Origin of the sequence: Streptomyces sp. NPDC057963 (genome assembly GCF_042887155.1) — a bacterium.
Classification (GTDB): domain Bacteria; phylum Actinomycetota; class Actinomycetes; order Streptomycetales; family Streptomycetaceae; genus Streptomyces.
Window position 1 is genome coordinate 666,637 of the sequence record NZ_JBHVPX010000002.1, and the last position, 24,048, is coordinate 690,684.

Below are 24,048 nucleotides of genomic sequence, written 5' to 3' on the forward strand. Positions count from 1 at the left end.
GAAATCCGGAATGAGGAGTCCGGGATGAGGAATGTGGAGGCAATCCCATGAAGGCACTGGTGTATGACGGGCCGCGGTCGGTGAGCGTCAAGGACGTGCCGGACGCGAGGATCGAGCGGCCGACGGACGTGCTGGTCAAGGTCACCTCGACGAACATCTGCGGATCGGATCTGCACATGTACGAGGGGCGCACCGACATGGAGACGGGGCGCGTCCTGGGGCACGAGAACATGGGTGAGGTGATCGAGGTCGGTGACGGCGTGGACCGGGTGAGAGTGGGCGATCTGGTCTGCCTGCCGTTCAACATCAGCTGCGGGTTCTGCCGCAACTGCGACAACGGACTGACGGCGTTCTGTCTGACCACGCCGACGGACCCGAGGATGGCCGGCGCCGCGTACGGCTTCGCGGGAATGGGCCCGTACAACGGGGGGCAGGCCGAGTATCTGCGGGTTCCGTACGGGGATTCCAACTGCCTGGTGCTGCCGGAAGAAGCGTGGGAGAAGCAGACCGACTACGTGATGCTGTCCGATGTCTTTCCGACCGGCTGGCACTGCACCGAGCTCGCGGGGGTGCGTCCGGGCGAGACCGTCGTCATCTTCGGTGCCGGGCCGGTCGGCCTGATGGCCGCGCTGTCGGCGAATCTCAAGAGTGCCGCCAAGGTGATGGTCGTCGACCGTCATCCGGACCGGCTGCGGCTGGCCGAGCAGATCGGCGCCATCGCGATCGACGACTCCAAGGGTTCGCCGATCGACCAGATCAACGACCACACCAACGGTCTGGGCGCGGACTGCGGGTGTGAGTGCGTGGGCTACCAGGCGCACGACGCCCAGGGGCACGAGCAGCCGAACCTGACGCTGAACAACCTGGTGCAGTCGGTGAAGTTCACCGGCACCATCGGTGTGGTCGGCGTCTTCGTACCGCAGGACCCCGGCAGCCCGGACCAGCTCTACAAGGATGAAGGAGAGATCGCCTTCGACTACGGCATGTACTGGTTCAAGGGCCAGTCGATGGGCACCGGCCAGGCCAACGTCAAGGCCTACAACCGGCAGCTGTGCAACCTGATCCAGCTGGGCAAGGCCAAGCCGTCCTGGATCGTCTCGCACGAGCTCCCGCTCGCGGAAGCGGCACAGGGCTACGAGCACTACGACAACCGCGACGACGGCTGGACCAAGGTCGTCCTGCACCCCGACGGCGCGACCTGAACGGTCTGAACTCCCCGTTCGGCCCGGCCGGTCTGATTGGTCTGTGCGGTCTGTGCGGTCTGTGCGGTCCGTGCGGTCCGTGCGGTCTGTGCGGTCCGTGCCATCTGGTCGGTCTGTGCGGTCCGTTTGGTCTGGTCGGCACCGTCCGGCGCGTCCGACCTCTCCACCCGAGAAGCGGAACCGGCCGCCCCGCCCCCTGACCGGGGGCGGGGCGGCCGCGTGTTGCCCGTGACGCGGTCGCGGCACCAGCCCATGGCGGCCGTCACCCTCGGAATCCGCCCGGCGGGAACCGTACGGCTCGGTCCCCGCCGCGATCCTGCCGGGGCTCGTGGCGGCGAAGGTGAGCGGCCGCACGCCGGTTACGGGCCTGGGCCGGGCTTGGGCCGGGTCGAGCGGGGCGGGGAGCGAGTGGGCGGGCGGGCCGGGGCGGGAGCGGTGGGCCGGGGGATCAGGCCGTCAGCTCGGTGATCAGTGACACCGCCCGGGGGACGAGGGCCACCTCGTGCGGGCTCATCGTCGGGTTGGTCGTGCGGTGCGAGGCGGCTTCGGCGAGGTGGCGGGTGGGGATGCCGCCGGAGGTGGAGAGGTGCGGTATCAGGGCGTCCAGCAGGGCGCGGGCGCCCGCCGACGCGGGGGACCGGGGATCGACCGCGACCTGGGCGAGGATCAGGGACGACATGGCCCGGTCCGCGGCCGGCGCGCCCTCCCCGGTGTTGCTCCAGTCGATCACCACCGGGCCCCGGGGCGTCAGCATCACGTTGTCCGGGTGCAGGTCGAGATGGAGGATCCGGTCCTCGGGGCGCGGGGAGAGCCGGGCCGGGACGGTGTGCAGTTCGGCGAGGAGACCGGCCAGCAGGGCGCCCGCCTCGGCCGCGGAGAGGTCGCCGGACAGCAGGGCCCGCAGCATCGTCGGGCCGGTCAGACGTTGCAGCACCAGGTCGTGGCGGGGCGTCGCGGCGTCGCGGGGGCCGAGGCGGGGGACCGGGTAGCCGTGGGCGCTGAGATAGCACATGACCGCCCACTCAGGGGTGGCGTCCATGCCGTCGCGGTAGCGGCGCAGCACCCACTTCTCGTCGAGCGCGTACACATCGGCGGACCGTCCGGTCCCCAGTAGCTCACCTGTTCGCATGGGCCGAACCTATGCGTACGGCCCCATAACGCGAAGTGAGGGGGAGAACGGGATCTCCTGAGGATGACGTGTACGCGGCTACCTTGGCGGCAAGTCCCCTGAAGTCAAGGAGAGTTCCGTGGAGAGATCCGCCCTCCGCAGACGTGCCCTGGCCGTGTGTGCCGCCACCGTGGCCGTCGGTGTCCTCGCGCTGGCCGGCCTGACCGGCAGCGCGTCCGCCGATCCCGCTCCCCGCCTCGCCACCCCCACCACCGCAGCCGCCGACCGGCTCTCGCCCGGTCTGCTGGCGGCCATGCGCCGCGATCTCGGACTGACCGCGGCCGAGGCGCGCGACAGGATCGGCCGCGAGTCCCGGGCGGCAGCCGTCGTCGCCGGGCTGAAGCGCTCCCTCGGCGCGGACTTCGCGGGGGCCCGGCTGAGCGGCGACGACGCCGCCCTGACCGTCGCCACCACCGATGCCGCGGACGCCGCCCGGATCGGGCGGGCGGGTGCGCGGGCCGTCGTCGTCGCGCACAACCTGGCCGAACTCGACGCCGCCAAAGCCGCGTTGGACCGGGTGGCGCTGCGCAAGGCCCCCAAGGGCATACCCGCCTGGTACGTCGACGTGGCCACCAACCGCGTGGTCGTGCAGGCCGCCCGCGCCGCGACGGCCGATGCCTTCCTCGCCGCTGCGGCAGTGCCGAGCGAGGTGGTGACGGTACGTCAATCCAGCGAAGAGCCCCGTACGTTCACGGACCTGAGGGGTGGTGACGCGTACTACATGAACGGCTCGGGGCGCTGCTCCATCGGCTTCCCCGTGAAGCGCGGCAGCAGCCAGTCCGGTTTCGTCAGCGCCGGTCACTGCGGAACGCCCGGGGTCAGTACCAGCGGCTACAACCAGCAGGCCCAGGGCTCCTTCCAGGGCTCCACCTTCCCCGGCCGCGACTACTCCTGGGTCGCCACGAACGCCAACTGGACGCCGCGTGCGCTGGTGAACGGGTACGGCAACGGCGATGTGACGGTCGCCGGATCCACCGAGGCGCTGGAGGGAGCGTCGGTCTGCCGCTCCGGTTCGACGACCGGCTGGCACTGCGGCACGGTCCAGCAGCGCAACACCAGCGTCACCTACCAGGAGGGCACCGTCTCCGGGGTCACCCGCACCAATGTGTGCGCCGAACCGGGCGACTCCGGTGGTTCGTTCATCTCCGGCAGCCAGGCGCAGGGCGTCACCTCCGGCGGCTCCGGCAACTGCTCCCAGGGCGGTACGACGTACTTCCAGCCGGTGAACCCGGCGCTCCAGGCGTACGGGCTCACCCTGGTCACCAACGGCACCCCGACCGACCCGACGGACCCCCCGACCGATCCGGGCGGCAGCTGGGCGGCCGGTACGACGTACGCGGCGGGCGATGTCGTGACGTACGGCTCGGCCGGCTACCGCTGCCTCCAGGGGCATCTGGCGCAACCCGGCTGGACGCCGCCGAACGCGCCCGCACTCTGGCAGCAGCTCTAGCAGCTCTAGCAGCTCTAGCAGCTCTAGCAGCTATGGCGGCTTTAGCGGCTCTGGCAGACACATCGGCTCCACCAGTCCGGCGCCGCGCGCAGCGGACCGCCGCCGTTACCGCGCCCGCCCGGCTCACGCTCCGGCCTCCCGGCCGGGCGGTGCGCACCACCGCTCCCCGCCCTCTCTGTGTCATGCACGTGCCCCTTCCCCCGTCCTGAGGAATCAGCCATGACTCCAGAAGCGACCGAAGGCTCCGGCGACGACCGCCGGATCAGCCGCAAGACCCTTCTCAAGGCCGCCCTCGTCGTCGGCGCCGTCCCGCTGCTCGCCGGTGGCGGGGTCGCACTGGCCCGCGACGCCGGTTCCGGTGGTCGGCCGCTGGCCCCTACCCCGAACTGCGACGACGGCGACGGCCCGACCCACGAGCAGATCGAGGGGCCCTACTTCAAGCCCAACTCCCCGCTCCGCACGAGCCTGGTGACCTCCGGCACCCCGGGCGTCCGGCTGACCGTCAGCGGCTATGTCTTCGGGCGGGCCTGCAAACCCGTCTCCGGAGTGCTCCTCGACTTCTGGCAGGCCGACACCAACGGCGCGTACGACATGAACGGATTCGCCTTCCGCGGCCACCAGTTCACCGATCAGTCGGGCGCCTTCAGTCTGACCACGATCGTCCCGGGGCTGTACCCGGGCCGTACGCGGCACATCCACGTCAAGGCCCAGGCGCCCGGCTCGGGCATCCTGACCACCCAGCTGTACTTCCCGGACGAGCCGCGCAACAACACGGACAGCATCTTCGACCCGGCGCTCCTGATGAACGTCCGGGACGTCGGGTCGGCGAAGGAAGGGACCTTCGACTTCGTCCTCGACATCGCCCAGGGCCCCACGGATCCGACCGATCCGCCCACCGATCCGCCCACCGAACCCGGAGGCAGCTGGGCGGCCGGAACGCTCTACAACGCGGGGGACCGCGTCACGTACGGCGGGGTCGCGTACCGCTGTCTGCAGGCGCACTCGGCCATGGCCGGCTGGGAACCGCCGAACGTCCCCGCACTGTGGGAACGCGGGTAGCCACGCAGCACGGCGCAGGCGCACCACCGATGCGCGGGTGTGCCCCGGGCGTGCCGCGGGTGTGCCCGGGGCGTTCCCCTCGCGGGGTGTGCGCCGCGCTCGGCCCGGGTCGGAGGACACCTCCGGTCCGGGCCCTTCCCCGTCGTGGCGCCGGGACGCGAGGGTCCGCCGTCCGAGGGGCGGTTGCCGGGCCGCGGAGTAGCCTGGATGTGTACGGCTCCCGGTGAGCCGGTTCTGTCGGCCTGCGCATCGAAGGGGGCCGGTACGGCATGGACACTCTGGTCACTGTCGTGGTCGTCCTCGCGATGATCGCGATCGCAGCGTTCGTCATTCATCTGCTCAATGCCCGCCACCGGCATCAGCATCTGCGTCCGGCGCACTATGACCACGGGCTGGCCGGGTTCGGGGAAGGGCCGGCACCGGGACAGCCCTCGCGGCCTGCTCCGGGACCCGGTGAGGGCAAACGACGCACAGGCGGAGAGGCCGGCTCCGGAGGCTGACCAGCGCGTGGCGGAGGCGGCTACTTCGCGTCCGAGTAGCGCTCCACCACCGCCGTCGTGAACGGGAAACGCACCGGTGTCTCACCGAAGGCGGTCCGCCCGGCCAGATCGGCGGCCGCCCGGATCGCCTCCACGACCGCCTCGGCCTCCTCCTGCGGGCAGTGCACGATCACCTCGTCGTGCTGGAAGAAGACCAGTTCGGCCCGGAGACCGGCGGAGTCGATCGCCTGGCGGAGGGCGGCCAGGAGCAGCAGCGCCCAGTCCGCGGCGCTGCCCTGCACCACGAAGTTACGGGTGAAGCGGCCCCGCGCCCGTGCGTCCGACGATGCGTAACCGGGGGTGAACTCGCCGTCGCCGGCGGTCTGTTCGGCGCTCTCCTGCGGGATGCCGGCCTCGTCGTCGTCCCGGCTCCCGGCGGCGGGCGGACTGGTCCGCCCCAGCCACGTCCGTACGAGGCGCCCCTCCTCGCCCGCCTTCGCCGCGTCGTCGACATAGGCCACGGCCAGGGGAAACCTCCGGCGCAGGGCGGCCAGGTTCTTCAGTCCGTCGCCCGAGGTCTGGCCGTAGACCGCGCCCAGCAGGGCGAGCTTGGCGTGCTCCCGGTCGCCCCGGAAGGCCCGGTCCGACAGGGCCGTGTAGAGATCGCCGTCATGGCCCGCCACCTCCATCAGCCCGCGGTCGCGGGAGATCGCGGCCAGGACCCTGGGTTCCATCTGGTCGGCGTCCGCGACGACGAGGCGCCAGCCCTCGTCGGCGACGACCGCCCGCCGTATCACCTTGGGGATCTGCAGGGCCCCTCCGCCGTTGGTCGTCCAGCGGCCGCTGACCGTGCCGCCGGGCTGGTACTCGGGGCGGAAGCGGCCGTCGCGCACCCAGTCCTGGAGCCAGCTCCAGCCGTGCGCCGTCCAGATCCGGTACAGCTTCTTGTACCGGATGAGGGGTTCCACCGCCGGATGGTCCAGCTCCTCCAGCTCCCAGCGGCGGGTGGACTTCACCTTGATGCCGGCCTGCGCGAAGGCCTTCACCACGTCGGCGGCGAGGTCGGGGCGGACCCGTCTGCCGAAGGCGGCCGACACCTGGTCGGTCAGCTCGGCCAGCCTCCGGGGCTCGCCGCCGCCCGCGTAGCGCTCGCCGAGCAGTTCCTGGAGCACCTCCCGGTGCACATCCGCTCGCCAGGGGAGCCCGGACCGGTTCATCTCGGCGGCGACCAGCATGCCGGCCGATTCGGCGGCCGTCAGCAGGTGCATCCGCCCGGGGTGTGTGGTGGCGTCGTGGCGCCGGAGCTGCTCGGCGTACACCTGGAGCAGGTCGTCGAAGGGCAGGTCCGTGCCCTTCGACGGCTCGAAGAGGGAGGACTGCGAGCCGGGCTCGGCGGAACGGGGCGGAGGGTCGGACGGCACGGGAGCGTTGCGCAGGCGGGCGTGGGCGGCGGCTGCGGAGCGGGGCTCGCCGAGACGGCCCTCGTGGGCGAGGAGGAGGGATTCGGCGACCTCGATGTCGTAACAACGGGCCACGGGGACGCCGGCGGCCAGCAGGCGCGGGTAGATCTCCGCGGTGGACCGCCAGACCCAGCGTGTGACGTCCGGGCGGGAGCGGACGGCTTCCACGAGGTCGGGCTCGGTCAGGACCGGGGCGGCGGGCAGGCCGGTGGAGTCCAGCGGGGCGAGGAGGGCACCGCCGGTCTCTGTGGTGGCCAGAGCCCAACGTTCGGTCATGCCGTCGAGTCTGGCATCCGCCACTGACAGCAGGCGGGACGGAAGGGGCGGGTCGCGGGAAAGGGCAGGTCACGGGAAGGGCGAGGGCGGCGGAGGAGGCGGAAGGGGCGGGTCATGGGGGGCGGGAGCGAAGGGGCGAGGGCGGAAGGGCCGGTTCATGGGAAGGGGCGAGGGCGGAAGAGGGAGGGGGAGGGGCACAGGAAGCGGAGAGCCATGGGAAGGGCGAGGGCGCGGGAAGGCGAGAGCCGTGGGAAGGGGCGGGCGGTGCGGGGTGGGTCGCTGCTCGGGATGGGCCTCTGCGCGGGGTGTCACGCCTGTCCTCCCGGCTCCTGTCCGCCCCTCCCTGCCCCTCCCTGCCCCTTCCCGTGACCGGGGAATGCCGACTGACCGGGGAATGCCGACCCGGACGCGCTGCGTTCTCGAACGCCGGACGGGCTGGAGGCCGGAGTGTCAGGACTCGGAGTTGGTCGTCCAGGTGCCGAGGGAGATCTCGGCGGTGATGCCGGGGCCGAAACCGGCCATCAGACCGCGGTGACCGTCGAGGGCCGATGCCTCGTCGAACATCCGGCCAAGGGCGTCGAGCACCACCGCACTGGCGATGTTGCCGTACTCGGTGAGCGTGGCCCGGCTGAAGCGGAACGCTTCGGGCGGCACGTCGAGGAAGCGGCTCAGGTCGTCCAGGATGCGCGGGCCGCCCGCGTGGATGATGTAGAAGTCCAGCTTGCTGGCGTTCCACTGGTAGTCCTCCGCGACGGCGTTCAGGGCCGGGGCGAGGGGCTCCATGGTTCCGGGCACCCGCTTGTCGAGCTGGAAGTGGAACCCGGTGGAGCGGACCGCGTAGGAGATCCAGTCCTCGGTGTCCGGGATGATGAACGAGCCGTTGCGCTCCAGACGGACCCCGGTGCCACCCTTGCCCCGGAGCACGACGGCGGCTATGCCGTCGCCGAACAGGCCGTTGGACAGCAGGGACCCGACACCCAGGTCGGTGGGCTGGTAGCAGAGCGAGCAGAATTCGCAGGCGACGACCAGCACGTTGGCGTCGGGGTATGCCGTGCAGAAGTCGTGGGCCCGGTTGACGGCCGCGCCGCCCGCCGCGCAGCCGAGTTGGGCGATCGGCAGCTGCCGCGTCTCCGGCCGGAAGCCCATCTTGCCGATGAGCCACGCGGTCGGCGGAGGCATCATGAAGCCGGTGCAGGAGACGTAGATGATCAAGTCGATCTGCTGCGGCTCCAGTTCGGCCTCGTCGAGTGCCCGGCGTACCACCGCCGGCACGCGGGCCTTGGTGTGCTTCTCGTACGTGATGCTGCGGGCGTCGAAGCCCGGATGTTGCAGCACCTTGTCGATCGGTTGGATCAGGTGCCGTTTCTGCACCCCGGTGTGTTCGATCAAGCGAAGGACCAGGTCGATCTGCGGATGGTCGCCGTGCAACCGTTGAGCCAGCTCAAGGGTTTCCTCGTTGGTGATGATGTACTCGGGAACCTCGATTGCCGGCTTGCAGAGAACCGCCATGGAACTCCTCCTAGCGGACTTGGTCCACACGGCCGGGCCCGGAACGGTCACGGGGTGTCCGCCGACGCGGGAGTGGCCACTGCGGCTCCGTGCGCGCGGTGCCGCGCGAGACCGGGCTCTGGTGGATTCCCGCGCCGGGATCGATACCCCTGGTACGGGCGCGGACGGGCCGACCGTCGAAAGACTGAGCTCTAGCCGTTCGTGGGCGGATGCTGATCCGCCACGGCTGGGTGGCCGTCGGGATCACGTTACGGCAGACGGATCAGGGCCGCATGTCGAGCAGTCGCGACGGCGTACGACAGGGCGCCCTGCCGCCCGGAGACGGTTCCGGGTTGCCGGGCGCCCTGTCGCGACGCATCATCGATGACTGGCACAGTCCGCACGGTCTGTCGCGCAGGGGTGCGTCGCCCCCGGGTCATCCGGTGGTGGGTGTCACCAGGTGACGGGCAGTTCGAGGGGATAGCGCCAGATCGACGTCTTGTTCCAACGCACGTCCTCGGCCGGCGTCGCCAGCTTCAGCGCGGGGAAGCGTTCCAGCAGGGTCCCGATGGCCACCTGGAGCTCCGTGGCGGCGAGCGGGGCGCCGAGACAGTGGTGGCCGCCCCAGCCGAATGTCATGTGGGACGGAGCCTCGCGCTCCAGATCCAGCTCGTCGGGCCGGTCGAACTTCCGGCTGTCGCGATTGGCCGTCAGATAGGAGACGTGCACGATGTCCCCCGCCCGGATCATCACGCCGCTCAGCTCCACGTCCTCGGTGGCGACCCGGGGGATGCCGACGCCCTTGCGGAAGGGGATGAAACGCAGCAGCTCCTCCATGGCCTGCGGGAGCATCTCGGGGCGCCCGCGGAGCATGGCGAGCTCGTCCGGCCTGGTGAGCAGCGTGTAGGAGATGTTGCCGATCTCATACGTGGTGGTGTCCTGGCCGGTGATGAGCAGGACCATGGCCATCACGGTCAGTTCCTGGTCGTTGAGGATCTCGTCCCCGTCGCGCGCCGTGGCCAGGGCGCTGATCAGGTCGTCGCCCGGGTTCGCGCGCCGCTCGGCCGTCAACGTCTGGAAGTAGGCGCGGAGGTCGGCCTTGGCCCGTACCGCGTTGTCCCGGTTCTCGACGGTGGTGTCCATCATGGTCCGGGCATGGGCGCGCAGTTGCGCGCGGTCGGCCTCGGGGATGTCGAGGACCTCGCAGATGGTGGTCAGGGGCAGCGGTGCCGCCAGATGCTCGAAGAGGTCGGCGGGTGCGCCATGCTCCTCCATGCGGTCCAGCAGCTCGTCCACGACATGCTGGGTACGCACCTTCATGCGCTCCATGTGACGTGGCGCGAAGCCCTTGGAGATCAGGCTGCGCAGCCGGCTGCTGCCCGGCGGGTCCATCACGTTGATCGCTTCGTCCTGAACGATCGGCTCGGGGGTCATGCGCGGGAAATTCCGGCCGATGATGGCGCTCCGGCTGAAGCGCCGGTCAGTGGTCACCGTGCGTACGTCGTCGTAGCCGGTGACGAGCCACGCATCACCGTCGCCGTGCGGCAGCCGGATGCGGGAGACGGGTTCTTCGGTCATCAAGTGCCTGAGTACCGGGTCGAATTCGAGGGCCTCGGCATAGTCGAACGGGCAGTGTCGTGCGCCGGTGGATGGTTCCATGCGGAGCTCCAGAGGGGGATCTGACGGGCGGTTCGAGGGGCGGTTCGAGGGGCGTGCGGGCCGGACGGGACATGGGTGCCCGGTCACCCGCGCGGGCACGCGCCGCTCCGGGCCGATTGGTCCATATGCAGAACGGATTCGAGGGCCGGGGTCGCTGGACCGGCGCAATCGGTCCGGCGGCCCCGTGCGGCGGATGCGGCGCCACTGCCGGGGCCGTCGCCGGTTGCGGTGGCTCAGTTCACCGGCGTCGAGCGGCACCGCACCGCCCTCGGCAGGAGCGCCGCCCCCACCGCGACCACCGTGCACACCCCGGCCGCGCCGCCCACCAGCGGCCACTGCACCGACACCGCCACCGGTGCGGACAGCGACGCGCCGCGTACCGGCCGGACCCTCAACTCCTCGCCCGTCACGACCAGATCGGCCCGGGTGTGCGCGCGTACCTCGGCCGCCTTCGCCGCTGACACCGTCGTCGCGGAGCCGGCCACCGAACCCGCCAGTGTCACGGTGATCAGCTCCGGAGAGGCCACCGCGGCCGTGCGCCGCAGCGCCGCCGACGCGTTTGCGGTCACCAGCATTCCGGTCGCCCCCGGCAGCCGGACCAGCCGGGCCGGCGGGCGTACCAGCAGCGGCGCGAGCCACCGCGAAGGCGAAGGTCGACGAAATGACGAAGACGGCGACGAAGGCGGTGATGCCGCCCGCCGTGCCGAGCAGGGCGTTCACGGTGACCAGCCCCCTCGGCGTCCCGCTCCGTCGCCGGGTCGGCGCGGCGGCGGTCGTCCCCGGTGAGGACCAGGGCGCGGTCGCCGACGACCCGGCGCACCTCGGTGACGGGCGCGTCCACACCCACGGTGTTCGGGCCGCCCCGCGCACCGTTCCTGTCGTCCCGCGTCACCGGGCCAAGGGCCCGGAGGTCGCGCAGAAGTTCGATATCCACAGGGTGTGGATGGGCGAGCCTGCGGCTGACCCGGCCTGTGGACGGTCCGCGCCGCACCTCCACGGTCAGGGTGTCGTCGCCCATCACCACCACCGGCGATCCGGCGAACCGCTGCGGCGCCCGGTCCGGGGCGCCGAAGGCCGAGGCGAGGCCGAGCCCCATGACCGCGATCAGTCCCACGCCCAGCGCGAGCGCGACGAAGGTGCCGACGAGCGTGGTCCAGCGGGTGCGCAGAGAGGCCAGAGCGACAATCAGCACGACGCCACCCCCGCGCTGCCCGCGCTGCCCGTGCTGCCCGTGCTGCCCGCACTGCCCGCGCTGCCTGCGGTTCCTGCGCTGCCCGCGCTACCTGCGCTACCTGCGCTGCCTGCGCCGTCCGTGCCGTCCGTGCCGTCCGTGCCGTCCGTGCCGGGTTCGACACCCGTCTCCGCGCTCGTCCGGCGGGTCCCGGAGGTTCCTCCGGCGGGTTCCCTGTGTGCTTCCGTACCCCTCGGGCACCCCTCAGGACGTCCGGTACGCCCCGTCGCCATCCAGGCCGCGATCCGCTCGGCCGACAGCCCGGTCAGATCGTCCGCCACCCGCCCGTCGACCAGGAAGACCACTCGGTCCGCATACGCCGCGGCCACCGGGTCGTGGGTGACCATGACGACCGTCTGCCCCTCTCGGTCCACCAACTCCCGCAGCATCACCAGCACCCCCCGGCTCGTCGCGGTGTCCAGCGCCCCGGTCGGCTCGTCGCCGAAGAGCACCGCGGGCCGGGTGATCAGGGCCCGTGCCAGGGCCACCCGCTGCTGCTGGCCGCCGGACATCTCGGCGGGACGGTGCCCCGCCCGATCGGCCAGGCCGACCCGGGTCAGGGACTCACGTACCGCGGTACGGGACGGGCGGCGGCCCGCGAGCCGCAGCGGCAGGGCGACATTCTGGGCGGCGGTCAGCGAGGGGACCAGGTTGAACGCCTGGAAGACGAAGCCGATCCGGTCCCGGCGCAGCAGCGTCAGCCGCCGTTCGCTCAGCCCGGTCAGCTCCACCCCGCCCACCTCGACGGTGCCCGACGTCGGCCGGTCGAGCCCGGCCGCGCAGTGCAGCAGCGTGGACTTGCCGGAGCCGGACGGCCCCATGACGGCGGTGAAGGTGCCGGCGCGGACGGTGCGGTCGATGCCGCCGAGGGCGTCGACCGCACCGTAGGCACGGCGCACGGAGCGAAGCCGTACGGCGTCGGCGGCACTCGTGCTTGTCGCGGACGCGGCAGGCGCGACGGTTACAGCCGCTACGGCCGGTACGGCGGACGCGGCGGGCCCGGTGGAGGCGTGCGGGGAAGTCATGCCCTCGATCGAATCGTTTCCGCGCCTCGCGATCACGCCCACCGGGGCCCGTCCTCGGGGTGGGGCCCGCCCTACCCCGCCGCACCGTCCTGCCTACCCTGACCTCATGGAACCGGTGATCGACCAGGCATTCGCGGCAGCCCTCTACTCGGACGGAGACACCGGTCTCGACACCGGAGCCTCCCTCCTGGCCGCCGACCCGGCGGCCGACGCGGAACTGGTCCGGCGCGGTGAGGAGTTCGTCCGCCGGGCCTGGGAGCGCGGCTGGCAGCCCGCCGATGTCGTACGGATCGTCCGTCGTGATCTCGACGAGACCGCGGTCGCCCTCGCCGCCGGGCTGATCGCCTCGGAGACTGGGCGGTACGAGTCGTTGCCGCCCCGCTGGCGGTCGCAGCTCGACGCGTTCCCCGCCGCGCCGCCCCGGAACCGGCCGGACCGGTTCTCCTACGCCTCCGCCCTCCTCGGCCTGTACCGGCTGCTGCTCCGGCTGCCCGCCATCGAACCGGTCGGACCGCCCCCCGGCGCGTCCCCGCACGGGCTCCACCTGCCGCCCGCGCACGACGAACCCCGGATGCTGACCCGGATCCGCGCCCTGCTCGCCAAGGCGGAGGCGACCGGCTTCCCCGAGGAGGCGGAGGCCCTCACCACCAAGGCGCAGGAGCTGATGGCCCGGCACTCCATCGACGAGGCCCTGCTCGCCGCCCGCACCCACAGCAAGGAGGCGCCGGGCGCCTGCCGGATCGGGGTCGATGCCCCGTACGAGACGGCGAAGGCGATCCTGCTCGACGCGGTCGCCTCCGCGAACCGCTGCCGTGCGGTGTGGAACAGCGACCTGGCCTTCTCCACGGTGGTCGGCTTCGAGGCGGACCTGGAGGCCGTGGAACTGCTGTACACCTCCCTGTTGGTCCAGGGCGCGGTGGCGATGACGAAGTCGGAGGCGGGCCAGCGGGCCGGCGGACGCAAGCGGACCAAGACATTCCGGCAGTCGTTCCTGATGGCGTACGCCCAGCGCCTGGGCAGCCGGCTCGCCGCCGACACCGCCCGCGTCACCGCGGCCGCCGAAGCCGAGACGGAATCCGCAGCCGGCACCGGAGCCGGGGCGGGCGCGACGGTGCCCCGCCTGCTGCCGGTCCTCGCCGCCCGCGACATGGCCGTCACGGACACCGCCGAGCGGATGTTCCCCGAGACCACGACCACGCGCGTCCGGGGCGCCACCGACCTCGACGGCTGGACCCACGGAACGGCCGCCGCGGACCGGGCGAGGATGGGCGGGACCGGACCGGAGATCCGTGGCGGGAGCGGAAATCACCAGAAATCCGAAGAGAACCCAGCATAGAACTCCGAAGAGAACCCCGAGAAGAATCCCGAAGAGAACTCCGAAGGGAACCCAGAAGGGAACCCAGAAGAGAACCCCGGGAACCTTCCACATTCCGACAACTCGGGCTTATCGGTAATTCCGGCTAGGCTCTGGGCATGAGCTGGCTCCGGGCGCTGAAGGAGACGGCCCGCTCGGGGCTGAGGATCGAGCGGAGGCGTCTCGAACCGCTCATCGCGATCCGCGGTGCGGCCGGGCTCGCCCTCGTCCTCGGGATCAGCCTCGTGCTCTTCGGGCCCGTCGTCGCCGCGAGCTCCGCGTTCGGCGCGTTCCAGGCGGCCATCGCCACGTTCCAGCGCAGTTGGCGCCCCCGGCCCGTCCTCGCCCTGGTCTCCGGTGCGAGTCTCGCCGTATCGACGTTCCTCGGCTATCTCACCGGCTCCCGCATGCCGCTGTTCCTGGCCCTGCTGGTGCTCTGGACGTTCCTCGCGGGCCTGGCCTGGGCGGCCGGACCGACGGGCGGCATCATCGCGTCGTCCAACGTGGCGATCATGCTGGTGACGGTCACCCTGCCCACCTCCGTCGCGAACTCGGCCGTGCACGCGGCGATGATCCTGTTCGGCGGTGTGGTGCAGGCGGCGCTGATCGTGCTGTTCCCGGTGCGCAGATGGGGGGCCCAGCGCGACGCCCTCGCCGACGCCCTGGCCGCGGAGGCCGACTACGCCCGGCGGCTGCGCCACGATCCGCTCGCCGCCTTCGACCCGGTGCCGCTGATGACAGCCCGCAGCGCGGCCGCCGTCACCCCGCGCCAGGCCCGCCGCCGGCCACCCGAACTGCGTGGCTCCCGCGGCGTCGCCGAGCGGATCAGGCCGGTGCTGGCCTCGCTCGCGGACCCGGCGATGGGCGTTCCGTCCGAAGGGCCGGAGCGGGACCGGGTACGCGAACTGCTCGCCGCCGCCGGATCAGTGCTCGACTCGGCGGCCCGCGCGATCCGCAACGGCGACCCGGTGAAGCTCTCCCCCGCCACCGTCGCCGTGCTGAGGACCCCCGACACCGGCACCCTCCTCACCGGCCCGCCCGGCCGCGCCGCCGAGCGGCTCGGCGCACTGCTCTCCGACGTCATCGAGACGGCCGAGGGCGAGGGGACGAAGGAGGAGCAGGCCGAGGCCGAGGCGGCCGCGGAGGCCATCAAGGGCGCCGAGGAGGGGACGCCCGCCGCCACGCACCGCCGCCGGCCCACCCTCCTGCGACTGGTCCCCGTCGTCGCCGGGGTCATGCGCGCCGAACTGCGCCCCGCTTCACCGATCCTGCGGCACGCCGTCCGGGTCTCCGTCGTCGCCGCCGTCGGCTATCTCATCGGCACCGCGCTGCCCTTCGGCCACGGCTACTGGGCGCCCATGGCGGCGGTGATGGTGATGCGGCCGGAGTTCTCCCAGACGTACGGGCGCTCCGTGGCCCGCTTCGGCGGCACGATCGTCGGCGTCTCGCTCGCCACCGCGATCGTCCAGACCACCCACCCCGGCGTGACCCTCGCCGCGATGCTCTCCGTGCTCTGTGCCCTGCTGATGTATCTGCTGATGCGCACGGGGTACGTGGTCGGCCAGGCGTGCGTCTCCGCGTACGTCGTCTTCCTGCTCGGCATGGCGGGCGACAACTGGTCGCAGACCGTTCTCGAACGAGTCGTCCTCACCCTCGTCGGCGGCCTCCTCGCGATGATCTCCTACGCGGCCTACCCGGCCTGGGAGACCCCGAGGCTTCGCGGCAGGCTCGGCGACTGGCTGAAGGCGGACGGGCGGTACGCGGCCGCAGTCGTCGACCAGTACGCCGATCCGGCCGAACGCGGCCACGACGACGTCCGTTCCGCCCTGCTCGAAACCCGTGAGGCCCGCGTCGCCTGGCAGGAGGCGCTGGCCACCGCCCAGCACGAACCGGTGCGCAACCGCGGTCTCTCCCGCGCCGCCGCCGACGACACCCAGCATGCCCTCGCCCAGTTCGGCCGGGTGGCGATGCTGCTGGAGGCCCACCTCCCGTGTGCCGCCGCCACCCCTGTACCGGCCGCCGCGCGCCTGGCCGAGGCGTTGCGCCGGGCCACCGAACAGGGTGCGAAGGAGGTGCGGGAGCGCCGCGTACCGGACTGGGCGGAGGCGCGCGAGGCCCTGGCGCAGTGGGACGCGCGCCGGCGGACGGACGAAGGGGAGGCGGACCCGTTCGTACGGCACGGGTCGGGCCTCCTCCTCGAAGCCCTGGAGGAGTTCTCCCGGGGGCTGGACGGCACGCCGAAACCAAAGCCGAAGCCGGACCCGGACCCGAAGCCGAAGCCGAAGCCGGACCCGAAGCCGGACCCGGACCCGAGACCGAGACCGGATCCGGACCTCGACCCGAAGCGGAATCCGAACCCGAACCCGAACCTGCCCTAGGTTCACGAGGGTTGAGATGACGGAGACGGCCTGGGTCGGCCGTCAGGGAGTCGGCAGGTCCGGCAGGTCCGGCAGACCCGACGGGATCGCCCCCGGCGCGGTCTTGGCCAGGGTGTCCTTCGTCCCGCTGTCCCAGGACACGACGGCGGTCTTGCCGTCGTTGGACTCGACGGACCCCGTGGTGCGCCGGGTGTCGCCGTCGGCGCACTTCAGCGTCAGCGTCACCTTGCCCGTATCGTTCACCGTGCCCGTGCAGGCCTGCTGCTCGGTGACGAGCACGGCCTTGCCGGACGCGACGGACAGGACCACCGCCTTGCCGTCGGTCTTGCCGGCCCAACCGCCTTCCAGTGCCGCGCCGTCGGCCCCCGAGTCGCCGCCGCCGCTGTCGCCGCCGCCGCTGTCGCCGCCGCCGTCGTGGGCCCGGCCGGTCTTCCCGGCGTCCGTGCCGTTGCCCGGGTCGCTCTTCTCGCTGTCACTGCTGCAGCCGGTCAGTGCGACGGCGGTGACGAGTCCGGCGACGGCGACGGCGCCGGTGCGTATGACTTTGCGCATGCGCAATTCCCCCTTGTCGACGAAAGACCGCGCCAAGCTACCAGCGCGCACGGACCCGGATGGGGCGGCCGACTCGGGGTAGGGGCAGTCGAATGGAGCCGGACAGACAACCCGTACGGCTATCCCTGCGTCCAATGCTGTAATCGCAAAGCTGTAATCACGGGAACACCCCGCGTGCACGTGCATCGGCGCATGCATCTGCTCATGCAGGGAAATTTGAACAGAGCTATGATCCGAGACAGTTGACACTTGCACCTTGCAACTCGGGGAGCGTCCTGTGCACCACGTGTACAACGGCATGGCGGCCACAGAGCTTCGCGGAGTCGTCTGGCAGAAGAGCAGACACAGCAACTCCCAGGGATCCTGCGTGGAGTTCGCGAAACTGCCCGACGGTGATGTGGCGATGCGGAATTCGCGCCACCCCGACGGGCCGGCCCTGGTCTATACGCCGGCCGAGATAGAGGCGTTGCTGCTCGGCGTGAAGGACGGGGAGTTCGACCACCTCATAGCGGGCGGCTGATCACATCCAGCGGGCCGGCCGGCGTCCAACCCGCCTGCCCGGCCTCACCGGCAGACGTCCGACCAGCCTCACGGCCAGTCATTCGCCCGGCCTCACCGGCCGGCACCGACCGGCGCCCGTCCGGCCTCGCAGGCCGGCATCCGCCCGGTCCCACCGCCCGGCGTCCGTCCGGTTCCGCCCACCGGCGCTGCCCGGTCCCGCCGCCCGTACCCGCCCGGCCCGCAGCTCGCCACCGGCCGCGCGGATCGCTCGAATCACGCGGGCCGCGCGGATCGCGCGGGTCACACAGACCACACAGGCCGCGCGGGCCGCGCGGGCCGCGCGGATCACGCGCTGTCGGACAGCCGGAACAGGGCCCAGACCACCTTGCCGCGCGGTGCCGCCGCGCCGTTCGCGCCCTCCGGCCCCAGCACGGGGGAGGGATGCCAGCCCCAGGAGTCGCTGAAGGACTCCACCAGGAAGAGGCCGCGGCCCGACTCCGCGGAGTCGGCGGCCTCGGAGGCGATGGGGCTCTCCTGGCTGGGGTCGCGCACGGCGCACACCAGGCGCGAGCTCCAACGCATCAAGTGCAGCCGTACGGGTGATTCCTGGAGTTCCGGCACCGCGTCCGCGGGCAGGGCGTGCCGCAGGGCGTTGGTGACGAGTTCGGAGACGACCAGTGCGACGTCGTCGAAGCGCTCTTCCAGCCCCCATCCGCTCAGGGTCGTCCTGGTGAACCGCCGTGCCCCGCCCACGGCTTCGTACTGGGCGGGAAGAGTGCAGGTGGCCGACCCGGAGACGGCTGAGGGATCGATGGGGGGAAGCCCCTGCCGTAACGGCTCGAGCATCGTCGATCCATTCGTCCCCATGCGAGGCACTCCCGGGATTCGCGGCTGTATCGGTACTGCGGGTTACAGCGGCACAACACGAACGAGCACGCAGGTGCGCGAGGACCATGGTTCCGAATGCGCAGGGCAGATGCAAGGGCAGATGCACGTGCACGCGCCGGACCTGTCCGAACCCGTGCCGGTTCTTGGTCATTTCTTCCAGCGGGTATTTTCGTAGCTTTACGGGAGCCTTCTCATTTCCGTAATCGAATGAGTACGGGCTGAAGCGTTTTGGTGGCAGAATCCGGCACTTGGGGTTCAGGGGGAGCCCCGGTGTCCAGGAAGCGATGGGGAGGGCCGGACCAGTGGCGGCAGGCGAGTCGAGTGGATCTGTGGTGCGACGCATCCTGCTGGGCTCGCAGCTCAGGCGGCTGCGCGACTCGCGCGGGATCACGCGTGAGGCGGCCGGCTACTCCATCCGGGCTTCCGAATCGAAGATCAGCCGCATGGAGTTGGGACGGGTGAGCTTCAAGGCCAGGGACGTCGAGGACCTGCTCACGCTCTACGGAGTCACGGACGAGGCGGAGCGCGACGCCCTGCTCGGTCTGGCCCGCGAGGCCAATGTGGCGGGTTGGTGGCACAGTTACGGAGATGTACTGCCCGGTTGGTTCCAGACGTACATCGGTCTGGAGGGAGCGGCATCGCTCATCCGGGTGTACGAAGTCCAGTTCATCCACGGCCTGTTGCAGACCGAGGCCTACGCGCACGCGGTCGTCACCCGGGGCATGGGCGACGCGCCCGCCGCCGAGATCGACCGCCGTGTGGCGCTGCGGCTGGAGCGCCAGAAGGCTCTCGTGTCCGAACGGGCACCCCGTTTCCACGCCGTGCTGGACGAGGCGGCGCTGCGCCGGCCCTACGGCGACCGTGAAGTCATGCGCGGACAACTGCGGCATCTGATCGAGATGTCGGAGCAGCCCAACATCACTCTTCAAGTGATGCCCTTCAGTTTTGGCGGGCATGCCGGAGAGAGCGGATCTTTTACGATGCTCCGATTCCCGGAATCGGATCTGTCGGACATTGTCTATTTGGAGCAGCTGACAAGTGCGCTCTATCTGGACAAGGCTGAAGAAGTCGCTCAGTACGAAAGGGCCATGACGCGGCTGCACGAGGACAGCCCCGGCCCCGAGGAGAGCCGTGATCTGCTCCGTGGTCTGCTCCAACTGACTTGATTCATCAGTACGATGACGGTTCGACGGGAGTCTGCACCTGAGTTAAGGGATCGCATGTCCTTCTTCTACGAGCTGGCCGACCAGTACATCGACGGTGAGTGGCGGACCGGAACCGGCTCGTGGGACATCATCGATTTCAATCCCTACAACGGGGAGAAACTCGCCGCGATCACCATCGCGACCGCGCAGGAGGTCGATCTGGCCTATCGCGCCGCCGAACGCGCCCAGCGGTCCTGGGCCACCACCGGCCCGTACGAGCGCCGCGGTGTTCTGGAGCGCGCCCTGCGCATCACCGAGGAACTGCACGACGACATCGTCGAGGCGATCGTCGACGAGCTGGGCGGCACCCGCCTCAAGGCGGAGTACGAGGTCCGTGTCGGCCAGGAGTTCCTGCGCGACGCGATCCATCAGGCGCTGCGCCCCGGGGCGCGCATCCTGCCCTCCTCGGTGGACGGCAAGGAGAACCGCCTCTACCGGCAGCCCGTCGGCGTCATAGGGGTGATCAGCCCCTTCAACTTCCCCTTCCTGGTGACGATGAAGTCCGTCGCCCCGGCCCTCGCGCTCGGCAACGCGGTCGTCGTCAAGCCCAATCAGAACGCCCCGGTCGTCGGCGGCGGGCTCGTCGCGAAGATCTTCGAGGACGCCGGACTGCCCGCCGGGCTGCTCAACGTCGTGATCACCGATGTCGCCGAGATAGGGGACGCGTTCATCGAGCACCCCGTACCGAAGGTGATCTCCTTCGCGGGCACGGACCGGGTCGGCCGCCACGTCGGCGCGACGGCGGCGGGGCACTTCAAGCGGACGGTCCTCGAACTCAGCGGCAACAGCGCCCTGGTGGTGCTGGAGGACGCCGACATCGACTACGCGGTCGACGCGGCCGTCTTCAGCCGCTTCGTGTACCAGGGGCAGGTCTGCATGGCCGCCAACCGCATCCTGGTGGACCGCGGCGTCGAGCGTGAGTTCACCGAGAAGTTCACCGCCAGGGTGGCCGCGCTGAGGACCGGGGACCCGCGTGACCCGGAGGTCCAGATCGGCCCGGTCATCAACACCTTCCAGGCCGACGCCCTGACCGCCCTGGTCGACCAGGCGCTCGCCGAGGGGGCCACCGCGCTCCTGCGGGGCCGGACCCGTGGCAACCTCGTGGAGCCGACCGTGCTCACCGGGCTCCCCGCGGGCTCCCCGCTGCTGTCCCAGGAGATATTCGGCCCGGTGGCGCTGCTGGTGCCGTTCGACGGCGAGGACGAAGCCGTACGGATCGCCAACGACACCCCGTACGGGCTGAGCGGCGCCGTGCACACCCGCAGCGCCGAACGCGGGGTGCGGTTCGCGCGGCGCGTCGTCAGCGGGATGTTCCACGTCAACGACTCCACCGTCCAGGACGATCCGCTGGTGGCCTTCGGCGGTGAGAAGTCCTCCGGGATCGGCCGGCTGAACGGTGAGGCGACCGTGGACGCCTTCACCACGCAGAAGTGGATCTCCATCCAGTACGGCCGGAGCGCGTTCCCCTTCTAGCCCGTTCCCCTTCCGGCGCGGTTGCCGACGTCTCTGCGGTTGCCGACGTCGCTGCCGACGTCTCCGCCGCCGGTCCGCCCGGAGTCGAGGACAGGAACTGACCGCAAGGGTCCGTAGTTTGGGCGGTGTCAGGAAGAAACCGGCACAGCCACCGAGGACGGACACCATGGTTACTCACGTTCCCGCGGAAGCCCACGGCGACGAGCGCGGCGCGCTCCTCTCCTTCGTCGAAGCGCAGCGCGGCGCGATCCGGCGCTCGCTGATCGGCCTGACGGAGGAGCAGGCGGCGAGCCGGCCCAGTGCCAGTGAACTCTCCCTCTCCGGGCTGCTCAAGCACGTGGCCCAGGCCGAGCAGCACTGGCTGCGGATGGCTCAGCAGCGTCAGCAGCGTACGGGCGACACCTCGCAGATCCAGGAGGCCTGGGCGGACACCTTCCGGCTCATCGGTGACGAGACCGTGGAACAGATGCTGGAGTTCTGGGACGGCGTCGCGGCCGAGGTCGAGAAGTTCATCCGCTCGGTGCCCAGCCTGGACGACACCTTCCCGCTGCCCGACGCGCCCTGGTTCCCGAAGGACGGGCGGGTCTCGATGCGCTGGATGCTGGTCCATCTCGTCGAGGAGCACGCCCGGCACGCCGGGCACGCCGACATCATCCGGGAGTCCCTGGACGGCCGTACCGCGTTCGAGCTGGTCGCCGAGGCCGGGGGCTACGCTGATCAAAGTTGAATAGAAAGGGTGCGTGACATGTCCGCGATTCGGCTGCTGGTCCTCTGCGCCGTGCGTCAGCACGGCCGGGCGCACGGCTATCAGGTCCGCAACGACCTGGAGTACTGGGGTGCCCACGAGTGGTCCAACGCCAAGCCGGGGTCGATCTACCACGCACTGAAGCAGATGGCGAAGCAGGGGCTGCTGGTCGCCCACGAGACGGCCCCGAGCACGGCGGGCGGCCCGCCCCGTACCGAGTACGAGATCACCGAGTCCGGCAACGAGGAGTACCTTGCGCTGCTGCGCGCGGCGCTCACCTCGTACGACCAGAAGCTGGACGTGCTGTCGGCGGGGCTCGGCGGGATGGTCGACCTGGAGCGGTCCGAGGTGATCGGGCTGCTCCAGGAGCGGGTCGCCGGTCTCGCGGCCTGGCGGGCCTCGGTCACCGGGTACTACACGCCGGAGGCCGGGCCCGAGTCCCTCGGGCACATCGGCGAGATCATGAACATGTGGGTCCACTCGGCGGACGCCGGGGCGGAGTGGACGCGCGAGCTGATCGCGCGCATCGAGGGTGGGGCGTACAGCTTCGCGGGGGAGGGTGAACCCTTCGTCGGCGTGCTCGCCGAGGGGCAGGAGAACCCTTATGCGACGGGTGTCCGCGATCCCGGCGACGACGAGTAATCAAGTTTGACGAATGAAGGTGCCGGGGTTACCTTCGATCCTGCTAGTCAAATTTGACTATGGGAGGGCGTGGCGATTTTGGCGGACGCGATCGTTGTCGAAGGTGTGCACAAGCGGTACGGGGAGAAGCGCGCGCTGGGCGGCCTGGACCTCACGGTCGCCCGCTCCACCGTCCATGCCGTGCTCGGCCCCAACGGGGCGGGCAAGACCACAGCGGTACGCATCCTGTCGACGCTGCTGCGGCACGACGAGGGGCGGGTCGAGGTGGCGGGGTTCGACGTACGGGACCGGGCGCGCGAGGTCCGGCGCCGCATCGGGCTGCTCGGGCAGTACGCGGCGGTCGACGAGGAGCTCGGGGGCCGGCAGAACCTGGAGATGTTCGGCCGCCTGTACCACCTGGGCGCGCGCCGGGCGGGTGTCCGGGCGGACGAACTGCTGGCCCGCTTCGGGCTCGCGGACACCGGCCGGAAACCGGTCAAGGAGTACAGCGGCGGCATGCGGCGGCGGCTCGATCTGGCCGCCTCGCTGATCACCGACCCGGAGGTGCTCTTCCTGGACGAGCCCACCACCGGGCTCGACCCGCGCGGCCGGGCCGAGGTGTGGGCGGCGGTGCGCTCACTGGTGGGTGGCGGTACGACCGTACTGCTGACCACGCAGTACCTGGAGGAGGCCGATCAGCTCGCCGACCGGATCTCGGTGATCGACGCGGGACGCGTGGCCGCCGAGGGGACGGCCGACGAGCTGAAGGCGATGGTGGCCGGGGACCGCATCGATGTCGTCGTCCGGGACGGGGCCCAACTGGCCGCCGCAGCCCGGCTGCTGGGCGGTGGAGCGGTGGTCGACCCGGACCGGCGGCTGATCGGGGCACCGGCGCCGGACCGGATGGCGACCCTGACCCGGACCGTGCGGGCGCTGGAGGAGGCGGGCATCGAGGCGGAGGACATCGCGGTGCGGCGCCCGACGCTGGACGAGGTCTTCCTCACGCTGACCGACCGGAGGCCGGAGACCGCGGAGGTGCCGGCATGAGCGCGATGAGCTGGGCGGTTTCCGACTCCTGGACGATGACGCGGCGCGAACTGGCGCACTGGGCGCGGCAGCCGGTGCGGATCGTCGTCGGCCTGGTCTTCCCCGTGATGCTGCTGCTGATGTTCACCTACCTGGTCGGCGGCGGGCAGGGCGTCGACGGCGACCACACCGAGTTCCTGGTGCCCGGCATGCTCGCGCTCACGATGGCCTTCGGCCTGGAGTCGACCATGCTCGCGGTCACCCAGGACCTGAACAAGGGGGTCGTCGACCGGTTCCGTGCCATGCCGATGGTCTCCGGTTCGGTGCTGGTCGGCCGGAGCGCCGCGGACATGCTCCAGTCGGCGGTCGCGCTCGCCGTGATGACCGGCGCCGGATACGCGGTCGGCTGGCGCTGGCACCACGGGCCGGCCGCGGCCCTGGGGGCGGTGGGGCTTCTGCTGCTGCTGCGGTTCGCGATGCTGTGGATCGGCATCCACCTGGCGCTGGTGGCCGGGAAGCCGGAGCTGGTGCAGGCGGTGCAGATCCTGGTCTGGCCGGTCGGCTTCCTCTCCAATGCCTTCGCCGCCCCGGAGTCGATGCCGGGATGGCTGGGCGCGGTCGTCGAATGGAACCCGATGTCGGCCACGGCCACGGCGGTGCGCCGGCTGTTCGGCAACCCGGGCGGGGCCGGCGGCTCCTGGGCGTCCGACCACGCCGAACTGCTCGCGGTGGCCTGCCCGTTGGCGCTGATCGCGGTGTTCTTCCCGTTGGCGGTACGGAGGTTCGCCCGGATCGACCGCTGAGCGTT

At 71.2% G+C, this 24,048-nt stretch carries 21 protein-coding genes and 1 pseudogene; 13 read left to right on the forward strand and 9 right to left on the reverse strand.

The genetic code is table 11. The features are described from left to right. The first annotated feature begins 47 nt into the window (after positions 1-47). A complete protein-coding gene (locus ACFVT1_RS06780; protein WP_389793171.1) occupies positions 48-1,202 on the forward strand; it encodes a glutathione-independent formaldehyde dehydrogenase in 1,155 nt (384 codons plus the stop codon). A 448-nt stretch (positions 1,203-1,650) separates the two neighbouring features. Here ACFVT1_RS06780 and ACFVT1_RS06785 read toward each other — a convergent pair whose 3' ends face one another. Continuing rightward, positions 1,651-2,331: a phosphotransferase gene (locus ACFVT1_RS06785; protein ID WP_389793173.1), complete on the reverse strand. Its 681-nt coding sequence runs from the start codon at positions 2,329-2,331 to the stop codon at positions 1,651-1,653. Between the two features lie 118 nt (positions 2,332-2,449). On the opposite strand from ACFVT1_RS06785, the gene ACFVT1_RS06790 reads away from it, so the two are divergent. The 3 genes from ACFVT1_RS06790 (at position 2,450) to ACFVT1_RS06800 (ending at position 5,379) form a co-directional block, all read left to right on the forward strand. Continuing rightward, positions 2,450-3,820, forward strand: a complete 1,371-nt coding sequence (locus ACFVT1_RS06790; protein WP_389793175.1) for an alpha-lytic protease prodomain-containing protein — start codon at positions 2,450-2,452, stop codon at positions 3,818-3,820. Positions 3,821-4,039: 219 nt separating this feature from the next. After that, entirely contained in the window at positions 4,040-4,879 is an 840-nt protein-coding gene (locus tag ACFVT1_RS06795) for a carbohydrate-binding protein (protein ID WP_389793177.1), read from the forward strand. Positions 4,880-5,148: 269 nt separating this feature from the next. Next, positions 5,149-5,379 (forward strand): hypothetical protein, encoded by a 231-nt coding sequence (locus ACFVT1_RS06800; RefSeq protein WP_389793179.1) that lies wholly within the window; start codon positions 5,149-5,151, stop codon positions 5,377-5,379. Positions 5,380-5,399: 20 nt separating this feature from the next. On the opposite strand, the gene ACFVT1_RS06805 is transcribed toward ACFVT1_RS06800, so the two are convergent. From ACFVT1_RS06805 to ACFVT1_RS06830, 6 genes and pseudogenes are all read right to left on the reverse strand, one after another. Then, positions 5,400-7,094 carry a bifunctional 3'-5' exonuclease/DNA polymerase gene (locus ACFVT1_RS06805; RefSeq protein ID WP_389793181.1) on the reverse strand — a complete coding sequence of 565 codons (1,695 nt, stop codon included), beginning with the start codon at positions 7,092-7,094 and terminating at the stop codon, positions 5,400-5,402. 450 nt (positions 7,095-7,544) lie between these two features. Further along, positions 7,545-8,603, reverse strand: a complete 1,059-nt coding sequence (locus tag ACFVT1_RS06810) for a type III polyketide synthase (protein WP_389793183.1) — start codon at positions 8,601-8,603, stop codon at positions 7,545-7,547. A 432-nt stretch (positions 8,604-9,035) separates the two neighbouring features. Then, positions 9,036-10,241 carry a cytochrome P450 gene (locus tag ACFVT1_RS06815; protein ID WP_389793185.1) on the reverse strand — a complete coding sequence of 402 codons (1,206 nt, stop codon included), beginning with the start codon at positions 10,239-10,241 and terminating at the stop codon, positions 9,036-9,038. Between the two features lie 233 nt (positions 10,242-10,474). Next, on the reverse strand, positions 10,475-10,810 hold the full coding sequence (locus tag ACFVT1_RS06820) for a hypothetical protein (RefSeq protein ID WP_389793187.1): 336 nt from the start codon (positions 10,808-10,810) through the stop codon (positions 10,475-10,477). After that, positions 10,807-11,433, reverse strand: a complete 627-nt coding sequence (locus ACFVT1_RS06825; RefSeq protein WP_389793189.1) for a hypothetical protein — start codon at positions 11,431-11,433, stop codon at positions 10,807-10,809. The genes ACFVT1_RS06820 and ACFVT1_RS06825 overlap by 4 nt, the downstream gene beginning before the upstream one ends. A 224-nt stretch (positions 11,434-11,657) precedes the next feature. Next, positions 11,658-12,371: pseudogene (locus ACFVT1_RS06830) on the reverse strand (ABC transporter ATP-binding protein); the annotation flags it as partial. Between the two features lie 232 nt (positions 12,372-12,603). Here ACFVT1_RS06830 and ACFVT1_RS06835 point away from each other — a divergent pair. Together ACFVT1_RS06835 and ACFVT1_RS06840 are read left to right on the forward strand one after the other, a co-directional pair. Then, positions 12,604-13,833: a DUF2786 domain-containing protein gene (locus tag ACFVT1_RS06835; RefSeq protein WP_389793191.1), complete on the forward strand. Its 1,230-nt coding sequence runs from the start codon at positions 12,604-12,606 to the stop codon at positions 13,831-13,833. Between the two features lie 137 nt (positions 13,834-13,970). After that, on the forward strand, positions 13,971-16,229 hold the full coding sequence (locus ACFVT1_RS06840) for an FUSC family protein (protein ID WP_389793193.1): 2,259 nt from the start codon (positions 13,971-13,973) through the stop codon (positions 16,227-16,229). Positions 16,230-16,271: 42 nt separating this feature from the next. Here the strand turns inward: ACFVT1_RS06840 and ACFVT1_RS06845 are convergent, their stop codons facing one another. After that, positions 16,272-16,781, reverse strand: coding sequence for a hypothetical protein (locus ACFVT1_RS06845; RefSeq protein WP_389793195.1), 510 nt, complete (start codon positions 16,779-16,781; stop codon positions 16,272-16,274). Positions 16,782-17,058: 277 nt separating this feature from the next. Between ACFVT1_RS06845 and ACFVT1_RS06850 the strand changes: the two genes are divergently transcribed. Next, positions 17,059-17,301 (forward strand): DUF397 domain-containing protein, encoded by a 243-nt coding sequence (locus tag ACFVT1_RS06850; RefSeq protein WP_037690973.1) that lies wholly within the window; start codon positions 17,059-17,061, stop codon positions 17,299-17,301. 326 nt (positions 17,302-17,627) lie between these two features. Here ACFVT1_RS06850 and ACFVT1_RS06855 read toward each other — a convergent pair whose 3' ends face one another. Beyond that, entirely contained in the window at positions 17,628-18,128 is a 501-nt protein-coding gene (locus tag ACFVT1_RS06855; RefSeq protein ID WP_389793197.1) for an ATP-binding protein, read from the reverse strand. A gap of 326 nt (positions 18,129-18,454) precedes the next feature. Here ACFVT1_RS06855 and ACFVT1_RS06860 point away from each other — a divergent pair, with 326 nt between their 5' ends. The 6 genes from ACFVT1_RS06860 (at position 18,455) to ACFVT1_RS06885 (ending at position 24,043) form a co-directional block, all read left to right on the forward strand. Beyond that, complete coding sequence (locus ACFVT1_RS06860; protein ID WP_362193767.1) at positions 18,455-19,336, forward strand: helix-turn-helix transcriptional regulator; 882 nt, start codon at positions 18,455-18,457, stop codon at positions 19,334-19,336. A gap of 54 nt (positions 19,337-19,390) precedes the next feature. Next, positions 19,391-20,848, forward strand: coding sequence for an aldehyde dehydrogenase family protein (locus tag ACFVT1_RS06865; RefSeq protein ID WP_389793199.1), 1,458 nt, complete (start codon positions 19,391-19,393; stop codon positions 20,846-20,848). Positions 20,849-21,014: 166 nt separating this feature from the next. Continuing rightward, positions 21,015-21,575 carry a DinB family protein gene (locus tag ACFVT1_RS06870; protein WP_389793201.1) on the forward strand — a complete coding sequence of 187 codons (561 nt, stop codon included), beginning with the start codon at positions 21,015-21,017 and terminating at the stop codon, positions 21,573-21,575. A gap of 18 nt (positions 21,576-21,593) precedes the next feature. Next, on the forward strand, positions 21,594-22,235 hold the full coding sequence (locus ACFVT1_RS06875; protein ID WP_389793203.1) for a PadR family transcriptional regulator: 642 nt from the start codon (positions 21,594-21,596) through the stop codon (positions 22,233-22,235). 78 nt (positions 22,236-22,313) lie between these two features. Then, positions 22,314-23,261 (forward strand): ATP-binding cassette domain-containing protein, encoded by a 948-nt coding sequence (locus tag ACFVT1_RS06880; RefSeq protein WP_389793369.1) that lies wholly within the window; start codon positions 22,314-22,316, stop codon positions 23,259-23,261. Then, the gene (locus ACFVT1_RS06885) at positions 23,258-24,043 is read left to right on the forward strand and encodes an ABC transporter permease (RefSeq protein ID WP_389793205.1); all 786 of its coding nucleotides are present in this window, start codon (positions 23,258-23,260) and stop codon (positions 24,041-24,043) included. Before ACFVT1_RS06880 ends, ACFVT1_RS06885 begins: the two co-directional genes overlap by 4 nt. The last annotated feature ends 5 nt before the right edge of the window (positions 24,044-24,048 follow it).